Here is a 24,198-nt window from a genome sequence, read left to right as displayed (position 1 = left end):
CCGTTCAGGACCGGGCTCGCTGGCCGCGCCGGGTCAGCCAGAGCACGCCCGCGGCGCCGGACAGCAGCACGGTGCCGCCGAGGGTGCCGAGGGCGAGGGCGGAGTCGGTGGGGCCGGTCTGCGGGAGGGTGCCGTCCCCGTCGCCGTCGCCGCCGGACTGCGCGGCGGCGCCGCCGGGGGCCGTGACGTCCAGTTCCAGGGACGGTCCCGGACTGTTGCCGGGGGTGCAGGTGGTCGTGGTGCCCATCGCCTTGATGGTGAGCACACCGGCGGTGAAGGTGACCTTGCCGCTCTTCTTCGGCGTGTAGGTGCCCGACAGGTCGGTGATCTTGATGGGGGTGTTGGCGGGCGCGGCCTCGGGGTTGGGCGGGCCGGAGACCGGTACGGAGACCTTCTCGGCGCCGCCGACGAGGATGACGGCGCTGGGGTTCATCGCGCCCTTGCCGAGTTCGATCGGGCTGGACGAGACGCCCTTCTGGAAGGACATCGTCAGCTTGTAGCCGTCGCCTTCCTTGACGGCCTTGATGTCGATGGGCGATACGGCCGACTTGTCCCCGATCGGGGTCTTGCAGTCGTATGCCACGTCGACGACGGCGGCGTGGGCTGCGGGGGCGGCCAGCAGGACCGCCGATCCGGCCAGCGCGGACGCCAGCGCGAGCGCGGTGAAGCGTTTCCGGTTGGACACCTTCGTCTTCCCCTCGGGCCACAAGTTACTGACGACACATCAGATTGGTGGCTCAAGGTACGCCCGGGGCCTTACGGAGGGAAGACAAAGGGCAGGCCGGAATTGACCGTTCGTCAGTGGACGCGGACACCCTTCTGCCACACGGCGGAAACGAGCGGGACACCGGGGCGGTAGGCGAGGTGGACGTGGCTGGGCGCGTCGAGGAGGGCCAGGTCGGCGCGGGCTCCGGGCCTGACGGCGCCGATGTCGGTGCGGCGCAGGGCGCGGGCACCGCCGGCGGTGGCGGACCACAGGGCCTCGTCGGGGGTCATCCGCATGTCGCGGACGGCGAGTGCGATGCAGAAGGGCATCGAACTGGTGTAGGAGGAGCCGGGGTTGCAGTCCGTGGACAGGGCGACGGTGGCGCCCGCGTCGATCAGGCGGCGGGCGTCGGGCCACTGGGCGCGGGTGGAGAACTCGGCGCCGGGCAGCAGGGTGGCCACGGTCGTGGCGGCGGCCTGGGCCAGGGCGTCGACGTCGGCGTCGGTGAGGTGGGTGCAGTGGTCGGCGGAGGCGGCTTCGAGCTCGACGGCGAGCTGCACGCCGGGGCCGTAGGAGAGCTGGTTGGCGTGGACGCGCGGGATCAGCCCGGCGGCGGCGCCCGCGGTGAGGATCGCGCGGGCCTGGTCCCCGTCGAAGGCGCCCTTCTCGCAGAAGACGTCCACCCAGCGGGCGTACGGGGCACAGGCGGTCAGCATCTCGCCGGTGACGAGGTCGACGTAGCCGGCCGGGTCCTCGGCGTAGTCGGGGGAGACGATGTGCGCGCCGAGGTAGGTGACCTCCTCGGTGTGCGCGGCGGCGATGCGCAGGGCGCGGGCCTCGTCGGCGGTGGTGAGGCCGTAGCCGGACTTGGTCTCGAAGGTGGTAGTGCCCTGGCGGCGGGCCTCGTCGAGGTGGCGCACCAGGTTGGCTTCGAGCTCGGCGTCGGTGGCGGCGCGGGTGGCGGCGACGGTGGTCCGGATGCCGCCGGCGGAGTAGCTGCGGCCGGACATCCGGGCGTTGAACTCGGCGGTGCGGTCGCCGGCGAAGACGAGGTGGGAGTGGGAGTCGACGAAGCCGGGGATCAGGGCGCGGCCGTCGGCGTCGTACGTGTCGTCTGCCGCCGGGGCCTTGCCGGCGGGGCCGACCCAGGCGATCTTGTCGTCCTCGATGACGACGGCCGCGTCCTGGATCAGCCCGAGGGGGGAACCGTCGCCGAGGGCGGGGTCGTTGGTGACGAGGCTGCCGATGTGGGTGATGACGGTGGTGGTCATGGTTCCTCTCGGGTTTCCTGGGGCTCCGCCCCAGACCCCGCGCCTCAAACGCCGGCGGGGCTGGATTTTGGCTGGTGCCGCCTGCCCAGAGCGGCTGGATTGCCGCGCAGCGGCAATTTCAGCCTCGCCGGCGTTTGAGGCGCGGGCGCGGAGCGCCGTGTGTGAGCCGCGCCGGTCAGGAGCGGAGGGCCGCGATGGCCGCGGCCAGGGCCGAGGGGACGTCCTCGACCAGGGTGTGGGCGCCGTCGCGGACCACGTGGCGGCCGGCCACCACCGTGTGGCGGACGTCCGACGCCGTGGCGGCGAACACGGCCGTCTCGGCGCCCAGCCGCGGCAGCGGGCCCGCCGTGCGTACGGAGTCCAGGGCGATCGTGGTGAAGTCCGCGAGCGCACCCTCCTCCAGACGGCCCGCGTCGGGCCGGCCGAGCGCCGCGTGGCCGTCGGCAGTGGCCGCCGTCAGCAGGGCGTTCGCCGTCCAGTGCCCCCGCGTACGACTGCGCAGCCGCTCGTTCAGCTCCATCGCGCGGGCCTCTTCGAGCAGGTCGATGACGGCGTGGCTGTCGCTGCCCAGGGAGAGCGGGCTGCCCGCCCGCTGGAGGCGGGTCGCCGGGCCGATGCCGTCGGCGAGGTCGCGTTCCGTGGTGGGGCACATGCAGGTGCCGGTGGTGGTGCCGCCGAGGAGGGCGATGTCCTCGTCGGTGAGGTGCGTGTTGTGGACGCCGGTGGTGCGCGGGCCCAGCACGCCCTGGTCGGCGAGGAGCTGGGTCGGGGTCCGGCCGTGGGCGGCCTGGCAGGCGTCGTTCTCGGCGGTCTGCTCGGAGAGGTGGACGTGCAGGGGGGCCCGGCGCTCCTGCGCCCACGCGGCGACCGTGGCCAACTGCCCCGCCGGGACGGCGCGTACCGAGTGGATCGCGGCGCCGATCAGGGCGTGGTCACGGCCCTTGAGGGCGGACACCCGCTCCGCCCAGGCGTCGGCGGTGCCGTCGGAGAAGCGCAGCTGGTGCGGGTTCGGGGCCTCTCCGAAGCCCGCCGAGAGGTAGGCGGTGTCGAGGAGGGTGATCCGGATGCCGGCCTCGGCGGCGGCCTCGATCAGGGCCTCGCCCATGGCGTTCGGGTCGGCGTACGCGGCGCCGCCGGGAGCGTGGTGGACGTAGTGGAACTCGCCGACGTTCGTGATGCCCGCCAGCGCCATCTCCGCGTACACGGCGCGGGCGAGCGCGAAGTACGTGTCGGGGGTGAGGTTCTGGGCGACCTTGTACATGAAGTCGCGCCAGGTCCAGAAGGTGCCCGAGCCGACCTGGACGAGGGAGCGCAGGGCCCGGTGGAAGGCGTGGCTGTGGGCGTTGGCCAGACCCGGGAGGGTGAGGCCGCGCAGGATCTCCGCGCCGGGCGGCGGGGCGTCCACGCCGGTGCGCAGGCCGGCGATCCGGCCGTCGCCCGACACGGCCAGGGCCACGCCCGGCTCGACGTGGGTGCCGAGCCAGGCGTGTTCCAGCCAGTACGTCTTCTCCGCGGTCACCACGTGCCCCTTCAACTGCATGCGAGACCTTCCAGTACGTCGGCGAGGGCGAGGACGCCGGCCACGCAGTCGTCCTCGGCGGCGAACTCCCGCGGGGAGTGGGAGACGCCGGTGGGGTTCCGTACGAACAGCATCGCGGTCGGGACGGCCGCGGAGAGGATTCCGGCGTCGTGTCCCGCCCCGGTTCCGAGCACGGGGACGGCGCCGCCCAGGATCCGGTTCAGCTCGTCGCGCAGGGCGTGCTCGAACTCGACGACCGGGGTGAAGGACTCCCGGACGACGCCGAGGTCGATGCCGTCCTGGTCGGCGCGCTCGCGGGCGGCCTTCTCGATGGCGGTGACGACCGTGTCGAGGGTGACCTGGTCGGCGGCGCGGGAGTCGAGCCAGCCGCGCACCAGGGACGGGATCGCGTTGACCCCGTTGGGCTCGACCGAGATCTTCCCGAAGGTGGCCACGGCCCCGGCGAGGGCCGCCTCGGTACGGGCGGCCAGCACGGTCGCCGCGTACGTGAGCATCGGGTCGCGGCGGTCCACCAGGCGGGTGGTGCCCGCGTGGTTGGCCTCGCCGCGGAAGTCGAACCGCCAGCGGCCGTGCGGCCAGATCGCGGAGGCGATGCCGACGCGGTCCCCGGACAGGTCCAGGGCCCGGCCCTGCTCCACGTGCAGTTCGACGAAGGCGCCGATCCGGCCCAGGCGTTCGGGGTCGGCCCCGATGCCCTCGGGGTCGTATCCGGCGGCCTCCATGGCCTGGGGCAGGGAGATGCCGTCGGCGTCGCGGAGCTCGTACGCCTTCTCCTTGGTCAGCTGCCCGGCGGCGAGCCGGGAGCCGACGCAGGCGAGGCCGAAGCGGGCCCCTTCCTCGTCACCGAAGTTGGTGATGGCGAGTGGCCTGGCGAACTCCGCGCCCCTCCTGCGGAGTTCGTCCAGGGCCGCGAAGGAGGACACCACCCCGAGGGGGCCGTCGAAGGCTCCGCCGTCGGGGACGGAGTCCAGGTGCGAGCCGGTGACCACGGCGTCCCCCGCGAGGGGGTCGCCGAGCCAGGCCCACTGGTTGCCGTTGCGGTCGGTCTCGTACGTCAGCCCGCGCGCCTCCGCCTGCGCCCGGAACCAGGTCCGGCAGTCGGCGTCGGCCCCGCTCCAGGCGTACCGGCGGTACCCGCCGGTGTCGGCGTTTCGCCCGATGGGCGCGAGGTCCGCCCACATGGTGTGGAAGGAGGGAGCCTCGCTCACGCGGTGTCACCCTCGCGCATGGGGATGCGGACGCCGCGCTCGTCCGCCACCGATTCGGCGATGTCGTAGCCGGCGTCGACGTGGCGGATGACGCCCATGCCCGGGTCGTTGGTGAGGACGCGGCGGATCTTCTCGCCGGCGAGCGGGGTGCCGTCGGCGACGGTGACCTGGCCCGCGTGGATGGAGCGGCCCATGCCGACGCCGCCGCCGTGGTGCAGGGAGACCCAGGAGGCGCCGGAGGCGACGTTGACCATGGCGTTGAGCAGCGGCCAGTCGGCGATGGCGTCGGAGCCGTCGAGCATGGCCTCGGTCTCACGGTACGGGGAGGCAACCGAGCCGCAGTCGAGGTGGTCACGGCCGATGACCAGCGGGGCGGCCAGTTCGCCGCTCGCGACCATGTCGTTGAAGCGCTCGCCGGCCTTGTCGCGCTCGCCGTAGCCGAGCCAGCAGATGCGCGCGGGCAGGCCCTGGAAGTGGACGCGCTCGCCCGCCATCTTGATCCAGCGGTGCAGGGACTCGTTCTCCGGGAAGAGCTCCAGCATCGCCTTGTCGGTCTTGTGGATGTCCGAGGCCTCGCCGGACAGGGCGGCCCAGCGGAAGGGGCCCTTGCCCTCGCAGAACAGCGGCCGGATGTAGGCGGGGACGAAGCCGGGGAAGGCGAAGGCGCGGTCGTAGCCGGCCAGCTGGGCCTCGCCGCGGATGGAGTTGCCGTAGTCGAAGACCTCGGCGCCGGCGTCCATGAAGCCGACCATGGCTTCGACGTGCTTGGCCATGGACTCGCGGGCCCGCGTGGTGAAGCCGGCCGGGTCCTTGGCCGCGTACGACGCCATGTCGTCGAAGTCGACGCCGGTCGGGAGGTAGGCCAGCGGGTCGTGCGCGCTGGTCTGGTCCGTCACGATGTCGATCGGGGCGCCCTCGGCGAGCATCTGCGGGAGCAGGTCGGCGGCGTTGCCGAGCAGGCCGATGGAGAGCGGCTTGCGGGCGTCGCGGGCCTCGACGGCGAGCTGGAGGGCGTGCTGGAGGCTGTCGGCCTTCACGTCCAGGTAGCGGTGCTCGATGCGGCGCTCGATGGCGCGCGGGTCGACGTCGATGCAGATCGCGACGCCGTCGTTCATCGTCACGGCCAGCGGCTGGGCGCCGCCCATGCCGCCGAGGCCGGCGGTCAGGGTGATGGTGCCGGCCAGCGTGCCGTCGAACTTCTTCGCCGCCACGGCCGCGAAGGTCTCGTACGTGCCCTGGAGGATGCCCTGGGTGCCGATGTAGATCCACGACCCGGCGGTCATCTGCCCGTACATGGTCAGGCCGAGCTGCTCCAGGCGGCGGAACTCCTCCCAGTTGGCCCAGTCGCCGACGAGGTTGGAGTTGGCGAGCAGGACGCGCGGCGCCCACTCGTGGGTCTGCATCACGCCGACCGGGCGGCCGGACTGGACGAGCATCGTCTCGTCCTGCTTGAGGGTCTGGAGGGTGCGGACCATGGCGTCGTACGAGCGCCAGTCGCGGGCGGCCTTGCCGGTGCCGCCGTAGACGACGAGCTTGTCCGGGTGCTCGGCGACCTCGGGGTCGAGGTTGTTCTGGAGCATCCGCAGCGCGGCCTCCTGCTGCCATCCCAGGGTGCTGAGTGCGGTACCGCGCGAGGCCCGTACGGGGCGAGGTCCTGACATGGCTGTGCCTCCTCCGATGTTGGTTAATCCATTCACATACTCGCCTTCTGAATAGATTCAGTCAACAGCTGCGGGCGGCCGCGCCGGATGATGGGATGGCGGACATGGCTGCCGACATGGACGTGCGGGGCGCCGCCGAGCGCCGGGATCTGGCGGTACGGGCCGCGGTCGAGCAGGGCCTGGTGGGCGGCCACGACTCCGCGCAGCCCCTGGTCTGCCTGCTGGACACGGCCGGGATCCGGGCCTCCGCCACCGCCCTGACCAGCGCATTCGCGGCCGCCCTGGCGCCCGGCACCCCCGTCCTGCACACCTTCGCGGTCAAGGCCGCCCCGCTCGTCCCGGTCCTGCGGCTGCTCGCCGGCGCCGGGCTCGGCTGCGAGGTGGCCAGTCCCGGCGAGCTGGCGCTGGCCCGGGCGGCCGGGGTGGATCCGGAGCGGACCGTCCTGGACTCCCCCGCCAAGACGGCGGCCGAGCTGCGCGAGGCCCTGGCCCTCGGCATCGCCGTCAACGCCGACAACCGCCAGGAGCTGGAGCGGCTGGACGCCCTGGTCGCCGCGGGCCCGTCCCCGTCCCGGTCCCCGGTCGGCGTCCGGATCAACCCCCAGACCGGGGCCGGCGCCATCGACGCCCTGTCCACCGCCACGGCGACCTCGAAGTTCGGGATCGCGCTGCGCGACCCGGGCGCGCGCGAGTGGCTCGTACGGGCCTTCCTCGACCGCCCGTGGCTGACCCGGCTGCACACCCACTCGGGCTCGCAGGGGGTCCCGCTGCCGCTGATCGCGGAGGGCGTACGGGAGCTGCACGCGCTGGCCGAGGAGATCAACGCGGCGGCGGGCCGCCGCCAGGTCGACACCCTCGACATCGGCGGCGGCCTGCCGGTGAACTTCGCCTCGGACGAGGAGACCCCGACGTACGCGGAGTACGTCTCCGCCCTCCGCGGGGCGGTCCCCGCCCTCTTCGACGGCTCGTACGGCCTGGTCACGGAGTTCGGCCGGTCCCTGCTGGCCAAGCACGGGCTGGTCCTCGCCCGGGTGGAGTACACCAAGACCACCGGGGCCCGCCCGATCGCCCTCACCCACGCGGGGGTCCAGCTGGCGACCCGGACGGTGTACGCGCCGGCGGCCTGGCCGCTGCGGATCCTGCCGTACGACGCGAAGGGCGCCCCGAAGGCCGGGGACCTCCTCGCCCAGGACATCGCCGGCCCGGCCTGCTTCGCCGGCGACCTGCTCGCCACGGCCCGGGAACTGCCGCGGCTGGATCCGGGCGACCTGATCGGCGTCCCGGACACCGGCGCGTACTTCTTCACCGCCCACTACGGCTACAACAGCCTGCCGCGCCCGGCGGTCCACGGCTTCACGGTCACCCCGGAGGGGGAGGTCCGCTTCGCCCTGGCCCGCCCGGCGCAGTCCCTCATGGAGATCGTCACGGAGGCCGGCGGCGCCTTCCGGGACGCCTTCCTCCCGACCCGCTAGCCGTTGACGATCTTGTCGTAGCGCAGGGCGACGTACCCGGAGGCGGCGTGGCCGGCGATGCGGCCGTCGGAGCCGCCGTTGAGGTAGTCCTGACCGCGCATCATGTCGTCCGCGGTGTTGGCCTCGTGGATGTACGAGAACTTGCCGGCGGCCTTGTCGACCCACTTCTCGAAGAGCACGACGTGCCCGTCCTGGGTGTTCAGCGCGTCGCCCGGCTGGAGGTCGGACTTGGAGATGACGCTGCTGACGCCGGGCAGGCTGTACGTCGTGTAGCTGGTGCCGGCGTGCCAGGCCATGGAGACGAAGCCGGAGCAGTCGGTGCGGTAGGTGTGGTCGCCGTCCGGGTCACTGGCGTAAGCACCCTGGTTGTACGGGATGTCGCGGTTCAGCCAGTTCACGGCGCGGCTCATGACCTCGCTGCGGGCGATCTGCCCACCCTGGGTGGAGGGGGTCGGGGTGGGGGGCGCCGGCGGCTGGTAGGTGCAGTCGCTCGCGTAGGCGGAGAGCAGGCTCTGGGTCCAGCCGCTCGCGTCGACCGGGTCGTCGGAGTGGTAGGCGATGTCGGTGCCCTTGCCGTCGGTGGGGTCGGCGTCGTGGTACCAGTACATTCCGCCGTTCGTACGGCCGTAGTAGAGGCCGCCGCCGGGCGAGACCAGGCTGTCGACCGCCGACCAGCCGGAGCTCTTGAGCTCCGAACTCTCCCAGTCCCCCACGCCGTTGACCTGGTAGGAGAGCAGCCTGCCGTCGGCCGTGCTGGCGACGAGGACGTCGTCTCCGGCGGCGGCGAGCGTCTTGAGGACGAAGCCCTCGTCGATCACCGCGTGCTTGGCGATGTGGGCGGGCCCGGAGGGCTTGGCCTGGGAGACGTTGTAGCGGTGGAGCTGGCCGGCGACCGTGCCGTAGAGGTGGCCGTAGCCGTCGTAGGTCATCTTGTCGAAGGTCCAGCCGCTGTCCCAGATCTTCGTGACGCCGGCCAGGGCCAGCGCGTTGTCGTTCGTCTGGATGTCGACCCGGTACAGCTCGCCGGCCGTCGACGTCACGAGGACGGTGTTGAAGTTGAGGGTGGCCATCGCCTTGGGCGTGAAGCCGAGGCTGGGGCCGATCAGGGTCTTGACCCGGTCGCCGGTGTTGGGGGAGATCGCCGTGTAGGTGAGGCGTCCGTCGGCGAGGGTGCCGTAGATCGACACGTCACCGCCGCAGATGGCGGCGGCCTGGGCCGGCGTCGAAGTGAGGGTGACCATGCCGAGGGTGGTGGCACCGAGGGCGAGGGTGGCGGCGGACCGGCGGAGGGCGCGGCGGAGCGACATGGCTTTCTCCTGCGGAGAGAAGTGGGAAGGGGCGCGGGAGGTCCACCCGACCGACGACAGCTGCCCTGCAGGTGCAGCTGTGCGGTCTGTTGCGGGTGTGGCGCCCGGTGACATCCACTAATCTCGTTGCCCCGCACGGTAGTTGGAAGGGCGAACGGCTGGACGAAAGCGGCCCTGGCCGGTTCGGTCCGCGAGCCGGCGAGGGCCGGGGCAGGGTGGGGTCAGGGGCGGGACGGATCAGGGCCAGGTCAGGGCCCGGACGGGATCCAACTGGGGCCCGGACGGGGCCCGGACAGCGCTCAGCCGGCGAGCGTGACCGCCAAGGCCGGGGCCAGGGCCGGGGCCAGGGCCGGGACGAGGTCGTCCGGGGTCAGGGCGGTCACCGCGGGGAGCCGCAGGAGGTAGCGGGTCAGGGCCGGGCCCAGCAGCTGGGCGGAGACCAGGCCCGCCGCGCGGGCGGCCCGCTCGGGACCGAGGGCCGCCGCCAGCGCCGGGGCGACCTGGGCGGCGAACACCTCCCGCATCCGCTCCGCCGCCCACGTGCACAGCCCGGCCGGCGGCCAGGGCATGAACACCGGCATCCAGGACGACTACGCCCTCGGCCGCGCCCTGGCCGACGGCGACCTCGACGGCTACGAGGCCCGCCGCCGCCCGGTCGCCCTGCGGGTGGTGGCCCCGACCGACCGGATGACCCGGGTCGCGACCACCCGCAGCCGCGCCCTGCGGTCCGTACGCAACACCCTGCTGCCCCTGCTCGCCCGCGTCCCGGCCCTGCGCAACCGCCTCGCCACCGAGCCGGCCGAGCTCGACTACCGCTGAACCGCCCTCACTCCACGAACAGCCCGCGCGCGGCGGCCCGCGCGTCGAAGGCCTCCAGCCGGGCCTGCGCGTCCGGCAGGGCGTCCGCCATCGCCTCCAGCAGCACCCGGCCCAGCAGCATCGGCGCGCACGCCGTGTCGAAGGCCAGCCCGGTCCCGACCGGCGCCGGGATCAGCAGGTCCGAGTGGCGGGCCACCGGCGCGAAGACCGAGTCCGCGACCGTCACCACGGTCAGCCCGGCCCGCCGGGAGCGCTCCAGGGTGTCCACGACCTCCCGGGGATGGCGGGGCAGCGCGAAGCAGAGCAGCGCCGAGGCCCCCGCGCCGACGGCGGCGTCGAGCCGGTCCTCCAGCATCGAGCCGCCCTCGTCGAGGGGCCGTACGTCCGGGTGGACCTTGGCGGCGAAGTACGCGAACCCGCGCGCCTGCGAGGACGCCGCCCGCAGCCCCAGCACCGGCAGCGGGGTCGAGCCGGCCAGCAGCCGGCCCGCCTCCTGGACCGGTGCGGGATCGGCGAGCATCGCCGCGAGCTGCCGCAGGTTCTCGATCTCGCCCTGGACGGCCTGCTGGTACTCGTTGTACGCGTCCTCGTGCCCGGTCCCGGTCCGCTCGGCGGGGGCCACCTCACGCAGGTGCCGGCGCAGCGCGGGATACCCGTCGAAGCCCAGCGCCACCGCGAACCGGGTCACCGACGGCTGGCTCACCCCGGCCAGCTCGGCGAGCTCCACGCTCGACAGGAAGGGCACCTCCGCCGCTCCGCGCACCATGCAGTGCGCGATCCGCCGCTGGGTCGGCGTCAGCCGGTGCCCTTCGAAGAGCTTCTGCAGCCGCGCGGCCGGGCTGTCGCTCATGCCCGTCCCCTCCGTCCCGGTGAGATATTCAGTCACCGAGCACTCTGCATGTGGTTATGCAGCACGGCAAGCCGCGCCCGGGATACGGATACGGGGGCTACCCCCAGTGCCGGGGCCTCCGGCGGTTCCTACGGTGGGGGGATGGACGCGCACGCCCGAGAGCTGAAGAAAGAACTCGACGCCACGCTGGACGCCCGGCGGGAGCTGGGTCCGGAGTACGAGGCCGCGCTGGTGGACTCGTTCGTCGAGAAGGTCGACACGCAGGTCCGGCGGCGGCTCGCGGAGGACCGGCTGTCCGCCGCGCGGGGCCCCGCCGGTCCGGCCGCCCTGGCGGAGGGGGGCTTCGGCGAACGCTTCGGCTTCGCCATCGTCACGCTGGTCCTGGCGATCCCGCTGTCCGCGATCGCCGCCGCGCATGCCCATCTGAGCGGGCTCGTGGTGGCCTGGGCCGGGATCCTGGGTGTGAACTTCGCCCATGCCCACAGGCTGCGCCGCTGGGGCCGGGACACCCGCGCCTGACCGGCCCCGCCGTTGGGTGCGGCGCCGTTGCGGGGGCGCCGCCCCCGAGCCTCCGCGCCTCGAACGCCGGCGGGGCTGGGACCGGAGCTGGGACTGGGGCTGCTTTTGGCGCGGGGACCGCCGCACCCCGGTTGCCCGGGGGCGGGACGACGGCGGTCCCCGCGAAGGACACGGGCCGGGTCAGGGCCGTCCGCGTCCGGTGGCGTCCACGCGGTCCGGGAGCCGCTCCGGAGGCACGCAACGCCGTTTGGTGGTGCCGGCCGGGTCCCGGTCTCCCGGGCTTCCCTGCCGACAACCACCACTGTGCCGGAGCCGTGTTAAGCCGGTGCTGCCGTCACGTGTCGGGCCCGTACCGTTTGCGCGACGGCCGGGAACCGCTCCGTAACCGCTACTTCGCGCCCTTGGCGAGGAACGCCAGCAGGTCCTGGCGGCTGACGACGCCCGTCGGCTTGCCCTCGACCAGCACGATCGCCGCGTCCGCCTCGCCCAGCACCGCCATCAGCTCGGACACCGGCTCGCCGGAGCCGACCTGCGGCAGCGGCGCGCTCATGTGCTTCTCCAGCGGGTCGCTCAGCGCGGCCTGCTTCGCGAAGAGCGCCGCCAGGAGCTCCTTCTCCACGACCGAGCCGATGACCTCGGCGGCCATCACGTCCGGGTGGCCGGCGCCCGGCTTGACGATCGGCATCTGCGAGACGCCGTACTCGCGCAGGACGTCGATGGCCTGGCCGACCGTCTCCTCGGGGTGCATGTGGACGAGGGAGGGGATGCCGCCCTCCTTGTCGTTCAGCACGTCACCGATGCGCGCGGCGGGCCCGGCCTCCTCCAGGAAGCCGTGTCCCGCCATCCACTCGTCACTGAAGATCTTGCTCATGTAGCCGCGGCCGCTGTCCGGCAGCAGGACGACGACCACGTCGTCCGGCCCCAGGCCCTCGGCCGCCTTCAGCGCGGCGACGACCGCCATGCCGCAGGAGCCGCCGACGAGGAGGCCCTCCTCCTTGGCGAGGCGGCGGGTCATCTGGAAGGAGTCCTTGTCGGACACCGCGATGATCTCGTCCGTGACGTTCGGGTCGTACGCCGTCGGCCAGAAGTCCTCGCCGACGCCCTCGACGAGGTACGGACGGCCGCTGCCGCCGGAGTACACCGAGCCCTCGGGGTCGGCGCCGATGACCTTGACCTTCCCGCCGCTGACCTCCTTGAGGTAGTTGCCGGTACCGGAGATCGTGCCGCCCGTGCCGACGCCGGCGACGAAGTGGGTGATCTTCCCGTCCGTCTGCTCCCACAGCTCGGGACCGGTGGTCTCGTAGTGCGAACGGGGGTTGTTCGGGTTGCTGTACTGGTCGGGCTTCCAGGCGCCCGGCGTCTCGCGCACGAGGCGGTCGGACACGTTGTAGTACGAGTCCGGGTGCTCGGGGTCGACGGCGGTCGGGCAGACCACGACGTCGGCGCCGTAGGCGCGCAGCACGTTGATCTTGTCCATCGACACCTTGTCAGGGCAGACGAAGATGCACTTGTAGCCCTTCTGCTGGGCCACGATGGCGAGTCCTACACCCGTGTTGCCGCTGGTCGGCTCCACGATGGTGCCACCGGGCTTGAGGGCTCCGCTCTGCTCGGCGGCCTCGATCATCCGTACGGCGATCCGGTCCTTCACGGATCCACCGGGATTGAAGTACTCGACCTTCGCAAGGACGGTGGCCTGGAGGCCTTCGGTCACACGGTTGAGCTTCACCAGCGGGGTGTTGCCGACGAGGCTGATCATCGAGTCGTGGAATTGCACCATGTTCTCCAAGGAGGGGACTCCACGGGTTCTCCGGGAGGCATGGCCAGACTATGCGGAAAGGGATTGACCGACCGTACGTACGGGGCAGGTAGGTCAACAAGGCCCGACAAGGGAGCGAGGTGGCCTGAAGGGTGTCCAGGGCGAGAACGGCCCGCCGGATCGCGGCGGGGGCGGCGTACGGCGGGGGCGGACTCGGGCTGGTCGGGGTCGCCGCGGTGGGTCTGGTGCTGGCGGAGGTGCAGTTCGCCAAGCGGACGGTGGGCACGGGGCTGGGCGACCCGCCGCGCGCGGACGGCCTGTACGGGAGCGAGTTCAGCGGGCCGGAGCAGAGCCCGGGCCCGCTGCGGCTGGGCATGCTGGGCGACTCCACGGCCGCGGGGCTGGGCGTACGGCGGGCCCGGCAGACTCCGGCGGCCCTGCTGGCCTCCGGGCTGGCGGAGGTGGCCGAGCGGCCGGTGGAGCTGCGCAACGTGGCCCTGTCGGGCGCCATGTCGGACGACCTGGACCGGCAGGCGGGCATGCTGCTGGACGGTGACGCGCCCGCCCCGGACGTGTGCGTGATCATGATCGGCGCGAACGACGTGACCCGGCGGATGCCGCCGACCCAGTCGGTGCGGTGCCTCACCGGGGCGGTACGCCGGCTGCGGCTGGCGGGCTCCGAGGTCGTCGTGGGCACCTGCCCGGACCTGGGCACCATCGAGCCGGTGTACCAGCCGCTGCGCTGGGTGGCCCGGCGGGTCTCGCGCCAGCTGGCCGCCGCGCAGACCATAGGGGTGGTGGCACTGGGCGCCCGTACGGTCTCGATGGGGGACCTGCTGGGCCCGGAGTTCGCCGCGAACCCGCGCGAGATGTTCGGCCCGGACTCCTACCACCCGTCGGCGGAGGGCTACGCGACCGCCGCCATGGCCATGCTGCCGACCGTGTGCGCGGCGCTCGGACTGTGGCCGGAGTCCGACCGGCTGGACGTGTCCCGGGACGAGGACATGCTTCCGGTGGCCAAGGCCGCGTCGGCCGCGGCCGGCCAGGCGGGTACGGAGGTCACGGCGGCCCGCGGCCCCTGGGCACTGCTCAAGCACCGGCGCCGGCGGCGGGTCCCGGGCGAGGAGCTCCCGGCCGCCCACGCGGCCGGGGCGACGGGCGCGGCGGCCCCGGGCGACGGGCCCCGGACACCGCCGCGAGCAGCGGAGCGACCGGCATCACACCCCAAGGCCGGTGACCCCGACCGTACGGGGCGGTAACTTCGCTTGCGGTCCGGATAGAGCCGCAACACACCCTTGGAGCCTTCGATGCCCGAAGCCGTCATCGTTTCCACCGCCCGCTCGCCCATCGGGCGCGCCTTCAAGGGGTCCCTCAAGGACGTCCGCCCGGACGACCTGACCGCGACGATCATCCAGGCCGCGCTCGCCAAGGTCCCCGAGCTGGACCCGCGCGAGATCGACGACCTGATGCTCGGCTGCGGCCTCCCCGGCGGCGAGCAGGGCCACAACCTCGCCCGTATCGTCGCGGTGCAGATGGGCATGGACTACCTGCCGGGTGCCACCATCACCCGTTACTGCTCCTCCTCGCTCCAGACCTCGCGGATGGCCCTGCACGCCATCAAGGCGGGCGAGGGCGACGTCTTCATCTCCGCGGGCGTCGAGATGGTCTCCCGGTCCGTGAAGGGCTCCTCCGACGGCCTGCCGGACACCCACAACCCGCTCTTCGCGGACGCGGAGGCCCGTACCGCCTCCGTCGCGCAGAGCGAGGGCGCGTCCTGGCACGACCCGCGCGAGGACGGCTTGATCCCCGACGCGTACATCGCGATGGGCCAGACCGCCGAGAACCTGGCCCGCCTCAAGGGCGTGACCCGCCAGGACATGGACGAGTTCGGCGTCCGCTCGCAGAACCTGGCCGAGGCCGCGATCAAGAACGGCTTCTGGGAGCGGGAGATCACCCCGGTCACCACCCCGGACGGCACGGTCGTCTCCACCGACGACGGCCCGCGCGCCGGCGTGACCCTGGAGGGCGTCTCGGGCCTCAAGCCCGTCTTCCGCCCGGACGGCCTGGTCACGGCCGCCAACTGCTGCCCGCTCAACGACGGCGCCGCGGCGCTGGTCATCATGAGCGACACCAAGGCGCGCGAGCTGGGCCTGACCCCGCTGGCGCGGATCGTCTCCACGGGCGTCACCGGCCTCTCCCCCGAGATCATGGGCCTGGGCCCGGTCGAGGCGTCCAAGCAGGCCCTGAAGCGGGCCGGCCTGACCGTCGGCGACATCGACCTGTTCGAGATCAACGAGGCCTTCGCGGCCCAGGTCATCCCGTCCTACCGGGACCTGGAGATCCCGCTGGACAAGCTGAACGTCAACGGCGGGGCCATCGCCGTCGGTCACCCGTTCGGGATGACCGGCGCCCGCATCACCGGTACCTTGATCAACAGCCTGCAGTTCCACGACAAGCAGTTCGGTCTGGAAACGATGTGCGTGGGCGGCGGACAGGGCATGGCCATGGTCATCGAGCGGCTGAGCTGAGCCGTAGCGGAGGGTAGGGGTCGCCCCGAGGAACGAGGGGCGGCACCTGCCCGCAGCGGTGGCGAGGCTCAGCGCGACCAGGGAATCGAGCGGCTGAGCTGAGCCGTAGCGGAGGGTAGGGGTCGCCCCGAGGAACGAGGGGCGGCACCTGCCCGCAGCGGTGGCGAGGCTCGGCGCGACCAGGGAATCAAGCGGCTGAGCTGGTCGCGGCCGGCCAGTCGCCGCAAGGGATCCGGCCGGATCCAGCGCCTCGTACTGACGCCAAATCTAATCCCGTCGCGGCCGACCTGTGACCGAATCTCCCCCAGGATGTGACCTATCTCCTGGGGGAGAGGCATGTGTGCAGGTCAGAGCCGGTACGGGTGGGCCGGGTGTGACCAAAGCCCTGTCCAATTCGTGACGTAATGCACTGCACGCCATTCCCAGGTCGGGACACTCTGATGTAGGAAGTCGGGGGATCGAATCACCTCAGGAGTTAGTCAGTGAGCGCCATGTCTCTTGCCCTGCTGCTGACCACGGCCGCTGCCACGGCCGTGGGCGCTGCTGCGCTGCACGCCGTCCACGGTCTCCGTAAGCAGGTCACGGCCCTGCGCAGCGAGCTGGCGATGCCGGCCCTCGCCCGCGCCACGACCGTCCCGCACGCCCGCAGCGCCGTGGAGTCCCCCGCCGCCGAGATACGAGCCGCCGTGGCCGAAGCCCTCGCCGAGGAGCGTGAGCGCGAGCTCGCCGAGGCGCGCGCCTTCTGGGCCGCGCAGGAGGCCCGCGACTCCGCCGACGCCCCGTCGCTGCTGGGCGGCCTGCCCGGCCTCGGCGAGGACAACCCCGTCTTCCTGCCCCGGCAGGCCGACCTGGTGGGTCTGGAGCCGCTGCTCGCCGAGGAGTCCGCGGAGGAGTACCCCGAGGATTCGGCCGAGCTGGCCGCCGCCCGTCGGCGCCACCCCTCGCACCCCGACTTCGTACCGGCCCAGGCCTCGGCCCCCGGCGCGGACCACGAGCGCACCGTCAGCCGGCTGGAGGAGCTCGCGGAGGCCCGTACGGCCCTCGCGGACGTCCGCCCCGGCCCGCTGGGCACGCTGGACGTGTACGTCTTCACGGACGGCACCACGCTCTGTATGACCCCGGGCCACCGGGAGACCGCGGAGCGCCTCGCCGAGGCCCTGCGCTCGGGCACCGCGCCGGTCCTGCTGGGCGGCTCGGGCATCTCCGGCGCCTACGCGCTCACCTTCTCCTGCGGTGACGCCGAGGACCCCGACAGCAACGTCTACATCCTCGCGGACCGCGTCATCGCATCGCTCTGACTTCCGCCTGCTCCACCAGCCGCACGGCCTCGTCCAGCATCTCGGACGGGGCCGTCCCGCTGTCCCCCGCGCGCACGGCGCGCAGCGCCTCGGCGAGGTCCAGGCCCGCCACCGCCACCTGGTCGCCGACGACGAAGATCCCCGCGTCCGGCATCTCCCGTACGGGGGCGCCCTCCAGGGTCTGCGCCCGCACGGCGAGTTCGCGTGCCAGCTCCAGCGCCACAGCGGCGGCGCCCTGCTGCAGGCGGCTCTGGGGGGCGGCCCGCAGCCGGACGGCGAAACGTTCCACGACGGCGGTCAAGGGTGAGGTATCGAGCACCCGGCCGACCCTACGCGCCGCCCCGGCACCATTGCCAACGGGCGAACTCTCCGGCACGGTGGCGTGAAGAGAACAGCACGGCGATACCTCCGGAGGCGCCCATGTCCGTAGAGTTCTCCGAGCAGACCCACCGCAACATGATCGACAGAATCCCCCAGGCCACCGGTCGTGAGCTCTCCGACTGGCTCCGCACCGTCGACGAAGGCCCCTCCCTCGTCCGGTTCGAGGAGAAGGTCAGCTGGCTGCGCGGCGCGCACGAACTGTCGTACGGCCAGGCCAAAGCGATCATCCACGAGTACGACCTGCGCAGAGCCGCCCGCCGGTTCGGCTGAGCCCTCTCCCCCGATTCCGACCCCCAGATGCGGGAAGGCCCCGCGAGCGTGTGCTCGCGGGGCCTTCCCCATGCTGTGGACGGCAGCCGCGGCGGCTGCCGGTCCTGCTAGTCGTCGCCCGAGAGGATCTGGAAGATGCGCAGCATCTCCAGGTAGATCCACACCAGGGTCATGGTGAGGCCGAAGGCCGCCAGCCAGGACTCCTCGCGCGGGGCGCCGTAGGCCACGCCGTCCTCGACCTGCTTGAAGTCCAGGGCGAGGAAGCACGCACCGAGGATGACGCCGATGGCGCCGAACAGGAGGCCCAGGCCGCCGCTGCGGAAGCCGAGGCCGTCACCGCCGCCGAAGACCGAGAACAGCAGGTTCGCGACCATGAGCAGCATGAAGCCCATGGCGGCGGCCATCACGAAGCCGGCGAAGCGCCGGTTGACGCGGATCCAGCCCATCTTGTAGGCGAGGAGCACGGCGGCGAAGACGCACATCGTGCCCAGCACGGCCTGGATGACCACGCCGGCGCCCAGGTAGGTGCTGGTGGCCGCGCTGATGACGCCGAGGAAGACACCCTCGAACGCCGCGTAGCCCAGGATCAGCGCCGGGACCGGCTTGCGCTTGAAGGACTGGATCATCGCCAGCACGAACGCGACGATGGCCGCGACGACGGCGATGCCGTACGACTTGTTCAGGTTGGCCGGGTCGACGGGCAGCAGGACCCAGGCGAGGGTCGCCGTCAGGATGACCGTGCCGAGCGTGATGGCCGTACGGCTCACGACGTCGTCCATGGTCATCACGTTGGCGCGCGCCGGCGCCTGCGGCATGCCCGTGGCCTGGTCGGTCGCGTACGGATTCGTCGCGTACGGGTTGGTCCCGGCCTGCTGGTGCTGCGCGTCAAACCCCGCGTAGCCACCGTTGTCGCGGCTGAACCCCCGTCGCGAGAAGACCGGGTTACTGCTCCTCATCTCACTCCTCCGTGGCCACCGGGCGCGGCCTTGCATCAAGAGTAATGCGCTCGCAAAGAAAGCACCCTACTGCTGGAGGAGGATCTTAGGAGAAGGCGTGGCGAAGCGCAGGTGTTAAACGGAGCGGGCTTCACGGAGCCCGCCGGGCCTCGCCGATCCGTGGAGAGAGCTGCGGAGTGCCCGGAGCCGGACTTGAACCGGCACGGCCCGAAGGCCAGCGAGGTTTAAGCTCGCCGTGTCTGCATTCCACCATCCGGGCAGGGCGTGGCGGCCCCCGTGGAAAAAGCCTTCAACGCTGGGCCGAGCCTATCCGGAACGTCATCGCCGCCAACGGGCCGTCTTTCCGATGTTGTCTGATTTTATTGGCGCTTGAGGGTGCGTCAGACCCGAGAACGCACGGTGGGCCCCTTCCCGGCGACGATCGCGCGCGACCTGGGATTGACGGGATTTCGATGGCCACGCCACCCTGCGCGCCACCCTCCGCGCCACCCCGTTCCTCCGTCCGGCCGCCCCCGGCTTCACGAGGCTTCCGCCCGGCCGCATCAGGGCTCCTGTCATACCAAAGGAGGAGACGGGCGTGCCCGCGATCAGACTCCAGTGGGCCCGGGAACGGGCACCTCGGCTGATCCGGAGCGGGTGTGGGCGCGGCGAGGATGGAAACGTCCCGCCGCCGAGCGGACCGCGGCCGTATCCGGTCCGCGGTCCCCGCCCTGAACAGGAGTCGCTTCCGTGACCACCACGAACTACGCCCCGCACATCACCCAGGCCGTGGCCGCCCGCGCCACCGGCCTCTCCAAGGTGTACGGCCAGGGCGAGACCCAGGTGGTCGCCCTGGACAACGTCTCCGTGGACTTCGCCCAGGGGCAGTTCACCGCGATCATGGGCCCCTCGGGCTCCGGCAAGTCCACGCTGATGCACTGCGTCGCGGGCCTGGACACCTTCTCCTCCGGCTCCGTGCGCATCGGCGAGACCGAGCTGGGCTCCCTCAAGGACAAGCAGCTCACCCAGCTGCGCCGGGACAAGATCGGCTTCATCTTCCAGGCCTTCAACCTGCTGCCGACCCTGACGGCCCTGGAGAACATCACGCTCCCCATGGACATCGCCGGGCGCAAGCCCGACCGGCAGTGGCTGGACGCCGTGATCAGCATGGTCGGCCTCTCCGACCGCCTCTCCCACCGCCCCACCCAGCTCTCCGGCGGCCAGCAGCAGCGCGTGGCGGTGGCCCGCGCCCTGGCCTCCCGCCCCGAGATCATCTTCGGTGACGAGCCGACCGGAAACCTCGACTCCCGCTCCGGCGCCGAAGTCCTCGGCTTCCTGCGCAACTCGGTGCGCGAGCTGGGCCAGACCGTCGTGATGGTCACCCACGACCCGGTCGCCGCCTCCTACGCGGACCGCGTCATCTTCCTCGCCGACGGCCGGATCGTCGACGAGGTGCTCAGCCCCACCGCAGACGGCGTGCTGGACCGCATGAAGGCGTTCGACGCCAAGGGCCGCACCAGCTGAACCGGGGCCGGCCCCGACGAAGCCCTCCTCCAGACTTCCAGCCTCAGGACTGAGATACCCCCATGTTCCGTACCGCCCTGCGCAACGTCCTCGCGCACAAGGCCAGACTGCTGATGACGGTGCTCGCCGTCACCCTCGGCGTCGCCTTCGTCTCCGGCACCCTCGTCTTCACCGACACCCTCAGCAAGGCCCTCTCCGGCCAGTCCGCCAAGAGCTACGACGGCGTCGCCGTCTCCGTGACCTCGTACGGCCAGTCCCGGAACGAGGACGGGCAGAAGGAGGGCGAGCCCGGCATCAGCCAGCAGACCCTCGACAAGGTCAAGGCGGTCAAGGGCGTCGACGCCGTCTCCGGCCGGGTCTCCGGCTTCGCCGGCGTCGGCGACGAGAACGGCAAGCTGATCGGCTCCGGCTGGGCCAACAAGGGCTCCAACTACGCCCCCGTCAAGGACGGCAAGGACCCGCGCTACACCTTCACCGAAGGCAGCGGCCCCACCAAGGACGACCAGATCGCCCTCGACACGGCGAGCGCGGCCGCCGGCAAGTACAAGGTCGGCGACAAGGTCCGCGTCGCCACCAACGGCCCGGTGAAGGAGTACAACCTCGCCGGTGTCTTCACCACCGAGGACGGCGCCGTCAACGCGGGCGGCAGCCTGGTCCTCTTCGACACCGCCGTCGCCCAGGAGCTGTACCTCAAGCCCGGCTTCTACGAGGAGCTGTCGGTCGGCGCCGAGGCCGACGCCTCGGCCGACCGGCTGCTCGCGGAGATCAAGCCGCTGCTCGACGAGAACACCAAGGCCCAGACCGGCGCCGCCCTCGCCGCCGAGCAGGCCAAGATGATCGAGCAGGCCATGTCCGGCATGAGCACGGGCCTGCTGATCTTCGCCGGTGTCTCCCTCTTCGTCGGCATCTTCCTGATCTACAACACGTTCACCATGCTGGTCGCCCAGCGCACCAGGGAACTGGCCCTGTTGCGCGCCGTCGGCGCCAACCGCGGCCAGGTCAAGCGCTCGGTCCTCGCCGAAGCAGGGGTCGTCGGCCTCGTCTCCTCGGTCATCGGCCTGGCCGCGGGCATCGGCCTCGCGGTCGCCATGCGCTCCGCGATGGACCTGTTCGACGCCAAGATCCCCGCCGGTCCGCTGATCATCGCCCCCGGCACCGTCGTGGTCGCGCTGATCATCGGCGTCCTGGTGACCATGCTCGCCGCCTGGCTGCCCGCCCGCCGGACCGCCAAGATCGCCCCGGTCGCCGCCATGGGCAGCGTCCACCTCCCGGCCACCATGAAGTCCCTGGTGCTGCGCAACACCATCGGCAGCGTCCTCGCCTTCATCGGCATCGGCGTGGTCTTCCTCGGTGTCAGCCAGAAGAGCGACGGCCGCACCACCATCGCCGGCGGCGCCTTCTTCCTCCTCATCGGCCTCTTCGTCCTGCTGCCGATGCTGTCCCGCCCCGTCATCGCCCTGGTCCGCCCGCCGCTGGAGAAGGTCTTCGGCGTCGCCGGCAAGCTCGCCGCTCAGAACGCCGTCCGCAATCCGCGCCGTACCGCCGTCACCGCCGCCTCCCTGACCATCGGCCTGACCCTGGTCACCGCGATGTCGGTCATCGGCATCACCGTCGGCCAGGCCGTCGACAAGGCGACCACGCAGAACATCAAGGCCGACTACCGGGTCACGATGGCCGGCGAGGGCATGAACCTCGACACGTCGGTGCTCCCCGCCCTGGAGAAGGGCAAGGGAGTCACCGCCGTCTCCCCGAAGACCAGCGAGTACATCAAGATCGGCGACGACCACCAGCAGGTCAACGGCGTCAACCCGGCCGCCCTCTCCCAGGTCCTGACGGTCAGGACCACCGGCGGCGGCCTCGCCTCCCTCGGCCAGGGCAAGCTGATGGTCTCCGCCGAGGAGGCGAAGAAGAAGGGTCTGACGGTCGGCTCCACGGTCGAGGCCCAGTACGAGGACGGCCAGAAGGGCAAGCTCGAGGTCGGCGCGATCTTCGACAACCGGGGCCAGCTGTCGGACTACGTCCTCGACAACAAGATCCTCGCCGCGCACAACGAGACCCAGTACCTGCCCGAGGTGCTCGTGAAGACCGACGGCGGCCCCTCCAAGGCGAACCAGCAGGCCGTGATCGACGCCCTCGGCAAGAACCCGGCCGTCAAGGTCTCCACGCAGGCCGACATGCGCAACGACATGGCCGGCCAGATGAACATGGCGCTGAACATCATGTACGGCCTGCTCGGCATGGCCCTGATCATCGCCGTGCTCGGTGTGATCAACACTCTGGCGATGTCCGTCTACGAGCGCCAGCAGGAGATCGGCATGCTGCGGGCGGTCGGCCTGGACCGGGGCAAGGTCAAGAACATGATCCGCCTGGAGGCGGTGGTCATCTCCCTGTTCGGTGCGGTCATCGGCATCGCCGTCGGCGTCTTCCTCGCCTGGGCCGGAGGCAAGACCATCGCGGGCTCCATCCCGGGCTACGAGCTGGTCATCCCCTTCGACCGGATCGGGATCTTCTTCCTCCTCGCCGGACTGGTCGGCGTCCTGGCCGCCATGTGGCCGGCCCGCAGCGCCGCCCGCCTGAACATGCTGACGGCCATCAAGACCGAGTAGCCCGGCGGTTCGGGAACCCGGGCACGGGAACACGGGACACGGCAGGGCCCCGGGGCACACGCCCCGGGGCCCTGCCGGCTTTCCGTACGGGCGGTCACGCGCCCCAGGTGCGCAGCCGCAGCGGCAGCCCGGAGGCCCCGCCCGGTCCGGGGCGTACCGCGAGGACCTGGTTGACGCCGAGCCGGCCGTGCTCGAAGGCGAGCGCGCAGGCCGCCATGTACAGCCGCCAGACCCGGGCCCGGCCGGGCGAGGTCAGGCGTACGGCCTCGTCCCAGTGCTCCTCCAGCCGCGCCACCCAGGCCCGCAGGGTCAGCGCGTAGTGCTCGCGCAGCGCCTCCACGTCGCGGACCTCGAAGCCGGCCCGCTCCAGCTCGCCCACGGTGCTGCCGAGCGGGGAGAGCTCCCCGTCGGGGAAGACGTACGCGTCGATGAACTCGTCGACCCGGTACGCCTCTTCGTCGGGCTCCGGGGGCCGGGCGATCTGGTGGTTCAGCAGGCGGCCGCCGGGGCTCAGCAGCCCGTACAGGGTGCCGGCGTACTCGCGGTAGCGGGCGGCGCCGACGTGTTCGGCCATGCCGATCGAGGAAACCGCCTCGTACGGGCCGTCGTTGACGTCCCGGTAGTCCTGGACGCGGATCTCGACCCGGTCGGCCAGGCCCTCCTCGGCGACCCGTTTGCGGGCGTACGCGGCCTGCTCGCGCGAGAGCGTGATGCCGGTGACCTGGACCCCGTACTCGCGGGCCGCGTGCAGGGCCATGGAGCCCCAGCCGCAGCCGACGTCGAGGAGCCGGGCGCCGGGCGCGAGGTCGAGCTTGCGGCAGACCAGGTCGAGCTTGTCGCGCTGGGCCTCCTCCAGGGTGGAGCCGGGGCTCCAGTAGGCGCAGGAGTACACCATGGACGGGCCGAGCACGTGCCCGTAGAACTGGTTGCCGACGTCGTAGTGGTGGCTGACGGCGGCGCGGTCACGGCCCTTGGTGTGGGCGGGCCCGCTGCGCCGGACGCTCGCCTCCTCGGGCGGCGGCGCGGGCGCGGGCCACGGGCGGGCCAGCGCCGCGAGGTCGCGTACGGCGGCCCGCGCCGCCGGGTCGCGCAGCAGCGCGAGCGTGCCGGAGGCGCTCCCGACGACGCCGGAGGCCCGCGCGGGCAGGTGCGGGCGCAGGAGGGCCAGCTTGGCCAGGCCGGCACGGGGCAGGGCAGGGGCGGCCGCGGGCGGCTCCCGTTCCCAGAGCAGGCCCCCGACCCGGTCGAGCAGCTCGAACAGGTCGCCTTCGACCGTCAGGTCCCCGGCGACCCAGGCGCGGGCCAGCCCCAGCTCGCCCGGCTTCCACAGCATGCGGCGCAGGGCGCGCCGGTGCGTCAGCACGAGGACCGGACCGCAGGACGGTCCGGCTTCGCTGCCGTCCCAGGCCCGTATGCGCACGGGCAGCGGGGCGCCCAGCAGCGTCTCGGCGAGAGCGGCCAGCCGCGGCGCGGCGTCGGTCATGGCAGGCACCTCCGATGAGTTCCGACCGAACGGCCTACCCATTTCCGGCGGCGGCCAATCGGAA

General features: G+C 72.3%; 21 protein-coding genes and 1 tRNA gene. 9 read left to right on the top strand and 13 right to left on the bottom strand.

All coding sequences use genetic code 11. From position 1 onward, the window contains the following. Positions 1-4 precede the first annotated feature (4 nt). The 5 genes from ACGFYQ_RS29590 to hutU form a co-directional block, all read right to left on the bottom strand. Complete coding sequence (locus ACGFYQ_RS29590) at positions 5-685, bottom strand: LPXTG cell wall anchor domain-containing protein (protein WP_393749127.1); 681 nt, start codon at positions 683-685, stop codon at positions 5-7. A gap of 113 nt (positions 686-798) precedes the next feature. Beyond that, complete coding sequence (hutI, locus tag ACGFYQ_RS29585) at positions 799-1,977, bottom strand: imidazolonepropionase (protein WP_393749125.1); 1,179 nt, start codon at positions 1,975-1,977, stop codon at positions 799-801. Between the two features lie 175 nt (positions 1,978-2,152). Beyond that, the gene (locus ACGFYQ_RS29580) at positions 2,153-3,517 is read right to left on the bottom strand and encodes a formimidoylglutamate deiminase (protein ID WP_393749123.1); all 1,365 of its coding nucleotides are present in this window, start codon (positions 3,515-3,517) and stop codon (positions 2,153-2,155) included. Continuing rightward, the gene (locus ACGFYQ_RS29575; RefSeq protein WP_393749225.1) at positions 3,508-4,698 is read right to left on the bottom strand and encodes an allantoate amidohydrolase; all 1,191 of its coding nucleotides are present in this window, start codon (positions 4,696-4,698) and stop codon (positions 3,508-3,510) included. Before ACGFYQ_RS29575 ends, ACGFYQ_RS29580 begins: the two co-directional genes overlap by 10 nt. Positions 4,699-4,721: 23 nt before the next feature. Then, entirely contained in the window at positions 4,722-6,386 is a 1,665-nt protein-coding gene (hutU, locus tag ACGFYQ_RS29570; RefSeq protein WP_393749121.1) for a urocanate hydratase, read from the bottom strand. A gap of 104 nt (positions 6,387-6,490) precedes the next feature. Between hutU and ACGFYQ_RS29565 the strand changes: the two genes are divergently transcribed. Then, positions 6,491-7,858, top strand: coding sequence for a diaminopimelate decarboxylase (locus tag ACGFYQ_RS29565; protein WP_393749119.1), 1,368 nt, complete (start codon positions 6,491-6,493; stop codon positions 7,856-7,858). Here the strand turns inward: ACGFYQ_RS29565 and ACGFYQ_RS29560 are convergent. Further along, entirely contained in the window at positions 7,855-9,165 is a 1,311-nt protein-coding gene (locus ACGFYQ_RS29560) for a hypothetical protein (RefSeq protein WP_393749117.1), read from the bottom strand. The genes ACGFYQ_RS29565 and ACGFYQ_RS29560 overlap by 4 nt on opposite strands. A 299-nt stretch (positions 9,166-9,464) precedes the next feature. Next, positions 9,465-9,734: a hypothetical protein gene (locus ACGFYQ_RS29555; RefSeq protein WP_393749115.1), complete on the bottom strand. Its 270-nt coding sequence runs from the start codon at positions 9,732-9,734 to the stop codon at positions 9,465-9,467. Between ACGFYQ_RS29555 and ACGFYQ_RS29550 the strand changes: the two genes are divergently transcribed. Further along, a complete protein-coding gene (locus ACGFYQ_RS29550; RefSeq protein ID WP_393749113.1) occupies positions 9,733-9,984 on the top strand; it encodes an FAD-dependent oxidoreductase in 252 nt (83 codons plus the stop codon). The two genes, ACGFYQ_RS29555 and ACGFYQ_RS29550, sit on opposite strands and share 2 nt — an antisense overlap. A 7-nt stretch (positions 9,985-9,991) precedes the next feature. Here ACGFYQ_RS29550 and ACGFYQ_RS29545 read toward each other — a convergent pair whose 3' ends face one another. Further along, positions 9,992-10,834, bottom strand: coding sequence for a MurR/RpiR family transcriptional regulator (locus ACGFYQ_RS29545; RefSeq protein WP_393749111.1), 843 nt, complete (start codon positions 10,832-10,834; stop codon positions 9,992-9,994). 141 nt (positions 10,835-10,975) lie between these two features. Here ACGFYQ_RS29545 and ACGFYQ_RS29540 point away from each other — a divergent pair, with 141 nt between their 5' ends. Continuing rightward, positions 10,976-11,353, top strand: coding sequence for a hypothetical protein (locus tag ACGFYQ_RS29540; RefSeq protein ID WP_393749109.1), 378 nt, complete (start codon positions 10,976-10,978; stop codon positions 11,351-11,353). Between the two features lie 388 nt (positions 11,354-11,741). Here the strand turns inward: ACGFYQ_RS29540 and ACGFYQ_RS29535 are convergent, their stop codons facing one another. Then, a complete protein-coding gene (locus tag ACGFYQ_RS29535) occupies positions 11,742-13,127 on the bottom strand; it encodes a cystathionine beta-synthase (protein WP_393749223.1) in 1,386 nt (461 codons plus the stop codon). A 134-nt stretch (positions 13,128-13,261) separates the two neighbouring features. On the opposite strand from ACGFYQ_RS29535, the gene ACGFYQ_RS29530 reads away from it, so the two are divergent. The 3 genes from ACGFYQ_RS29530 to ACGFYQ_RS29520 all read left to right on the top strand — a co-directional run bounded on the left by ACGFYQ_RS29530 (position 13,262) and on the right by ACGFYQ_RS29520 (position 16,935). Continuing rightward, positions 13,262-14,368, top strand: coding sequence for an SGNH/GDSL hydrolase family protein (locus ACGFYQ_RS29530; RefSeq protein ID WP_393749107.1), 1,107 nt, complete (start codon positions 13,262-13,264; stop codon positions 14,366-14,368). A 48-nt stretch (positions 14,369-14,416) separates the two neighbouring features. After that, a complete protein-coding gene (locus ACGFYQ_RS29525) occupies positions 14,417-15,637 on the top strand; it encodes an acetyl-CoA C-acetyltransferase (RefSeq protein ID WP_393749105.1) in 1,221 nt (406 codons plus the stop codon). A gap of 491 nt (positions 15,638-16,128) precedes the next feature. Continuing rightward, positions 16,129-16,935 (top strand): hypothetical protein, encoded by an 807-nt coding sequence (locus tag ACGFYQ_RS29520; protein ID WP_393749221.1) that lies wholly within the window; start codon positions 16,129-16,131, stop codon positions 16,933-16,935. Here ACGFYQ_RS29520 and ACGFYQ_RS29515 read toward each other — a convergent pair. Further along, complete coding sequence (locus ACGFYQ_RS29515; protein ID WP_393749103.1) at positions 16,919-17,254, bottom strand: hypothetical protein; 336 nt, start codon at positions 17,252-17,254, stop codon at positions 16,919-16,921. The genes ACGFYQ_RS29520 and ACGFYQ_RS29515 overlap by 17 nt on opposite strands. Before the next feature lie 101 nt (positions 17,255-17,355). Here ACGFYQ_RS29515 and ACGFYQ_RS29510 point away from each other — a divergent pair, with 101 nt between their 5' ends. Further along, on the top strand, positions 17,356-17,586 hold the full coding sequence (locus ACGFYQ_RS29510) for a DUF4287 domain-containing protein (RefSeq protein WP_069920555.1): 231 nt from the start codon (positions 17,356-17,358) through the stop codon (positions 17,584-17,586). A gap of 107 nt (positions 17,587-17,693) precedes the next feature. Here ACGFYQ_RS29510 and ACGFYQ_RS29505 read toward each other — a convergent pair whose 3' ends face one another. Then, the gene (locus tag ACGFYQ_RS29505) at positions 17,694-18,542 is read right to left on the bottom strand and encodes a Bax inhibitor-1/YccA family protein (protein ID WP_393749100.1); all 849 of its coding nucleotides are present in this window, start codon (positions 18,540-18,542) and stop codon (positions 17,694-17,696) included. A gap of 177 nt (positions 18,543-18,719) precedes the next feature. After that, positions 18,720-18,801: transfer RNA gene (locus ACGFYQ_RS29500), tRNA-Leu, on the bottom strand. Positions 18,802-19,271: 470 nt separating this feature from the next. Between ACGFYQ_RS29500 and ACGFYQ_RS29495 the strand changes: the two genes are divergently transcribed. Both ACGFYQ_RS29495 and ACGFYQ_RS29490 read left to right on the top strand, forming a co-directional pair. Beyond that, positions 19,272-20,045 (top strand): ABC transporter ATP-binding protein, encoded by a 774-nt coding sequence (locus ACGFYQ_RS29495; RefSeq protein WP_393749098.1) that lies wholly within the window; start codon positions 19,272-19,274, stop codon positions 20,043-20,045. A 62-nt stretch (positions 20,046-20,107) separates the two neighbouring features. Further along, a complete protein-coding gene (locus tag ACGFYQ_RS29490) occupies positions 20,108-22,651 on the top strand; it encodes an ABC transporter permease (RefSeq protein WP_393749096.1) in 2,544 nt (847 codons plus the stop codon). A 94-nt stretch (positions 22,652-22,745) separates the two neighbouring features. Here ACGFYQ_RS29490 and ACGFYQ_RS29485 read toward each other — a convergent pair whose 3' ends face one another. Next, positions 22,746-24,134, bottom strand: a complete 1,389-nt coding sequence (locus tag ACGFYQ_RS29485; protein ID WP_393749094.1) for a class I SAM-dependent methyltransferase — start codon at positions 24,132-24,134, stop codon at positions 22,746-22,748. Between the last annotated feature and the right edge of the window lie 64 nt (positions 24,135-24,198).

This window comes from Streptomyces sp. NPDC048258, from assembly GCF_043201995.1.
GTDB lineage: Bacteria > Actinomycetota > Actinomycetes > Streptomycetales > Streptomycetaceae > Streptomyces.
The sequence above is the reverse complement of the archived record's forward strand: the minus strand, read 5'-3'. Positions and strand labels throughout refer to the sequence as shown.

Coding starts and splice junctions, on each gene's coding strand:
- ACGFYQ_RS29490 (WP_393749096.1), top strand. CDS start 20,108: ATGTTCCGTACCGCCCTGCGCAACGTCCTCGCGCACAAGGCCAGACTG.
- hutU (WP_393749121.1), bottom strand. CDS start 6,386: ATGTCAGGACCTCGCCCCGTACGGGCCTCGCGCGGTACCGCACTCAGC.
- ACGFYQ_RS29580 (WP_393749123.1), bottom strand. CDS start 3,517: ATGCAGTTGAAGGGGCACGTGGTGACCGCGGAGAAGACGTACTGGCTG.
- ACGFYQ_RS29575 (WP_393749225.1), bottom strand. CDS start 4,698: ATGTGGGCGGACCTCGCGCCCATCGGGCGAAACGCCGACACCGGCGGG.
- ACGFYQ_RS29555 (WP_393749115.1), bottom strand. CDS start 9,734: ATGCCCTGGCCGCCGGCCGGGCTGTGCACGTGGGCGGCGGAGCGGATG.
- ACGFYQ_RS29525 (WP_393749105.1), top strand. CDS start 14,417: ATGCCCGAAGCCGTCATCGTTTCCACCGCCCGCTCGCCCATCGGGCGC.
- ACGFYQ_RS29540 (WP_393749109.1), top strand. CDS start 10,976: ATGGACGCGCACGCCCGAGAGCTGAAGAAAGAACTCGACGCCACGCTG.
- ACGFYQ_RS29545 (WP_393749111.1), bottom strand. CDS start 10,834: ATGAGCGACAGCCCGGCCGCGCGGCTGCAGAAGCTCTTCGAAGGGCAC.
- hutI (WP_393749125.1), bottom strand. CDS start 1,977: ATGACCACCACCGTCATCACCCACATCGGCAGCCTCGTCACCAACGAC.
- ACGFYQ_RS29510 (WP_069920555.1), top strand. CDS start 17,356: ATGTCCGTAGAGTTCTCCGAGCAGACCCACCGCAACATGATCGACAGA.
- ACGFYQ_RS29565 (WP_393749119.1), top strand. CDS start 6,491: ATGGCTGCCGACATGGACGTGCGGGGCGCCGCCGAGCGCCGGGATCTG.
- ACGFYQ_RS29550 (WP_393749113.1), top strand. CDS start 9,733: ATGAACACCGGCATCCAGGACGACTACGCCCTCGGCCGCGCCCTGGCC.
- ACGFYQ_RS29520 (WP_393749221.1), top strand. CDS start 16,129: ATGTCTCTTGCCCTGCTGCTGACCACGGCCGCTGCCACGGCCGTGGGC.
- ACGFYQ_RS29560 (WP_393749117.1), bottom strand. CDS start 9,165: ATGTCGCTCCGCCGCGCCCTCCGCCGGTCCGCCGCCACCCTCGCCCTC.
- ACGFYQ_RS29485 (WP_393749094.1), bottom strand. CDS start 24,134: ATGACCGACGCCGCGCCGCGGCTGGCCGCTCTCGCCGAGACGCTGCTG.
- ACGFYQ_RS29505 (WP_393749100.1), bottom strand. CDS start 18,542: ATGAGGAGCAGTAACCCGGTCTTCTCGCGACGGGGGTTCAGCCGCGAC.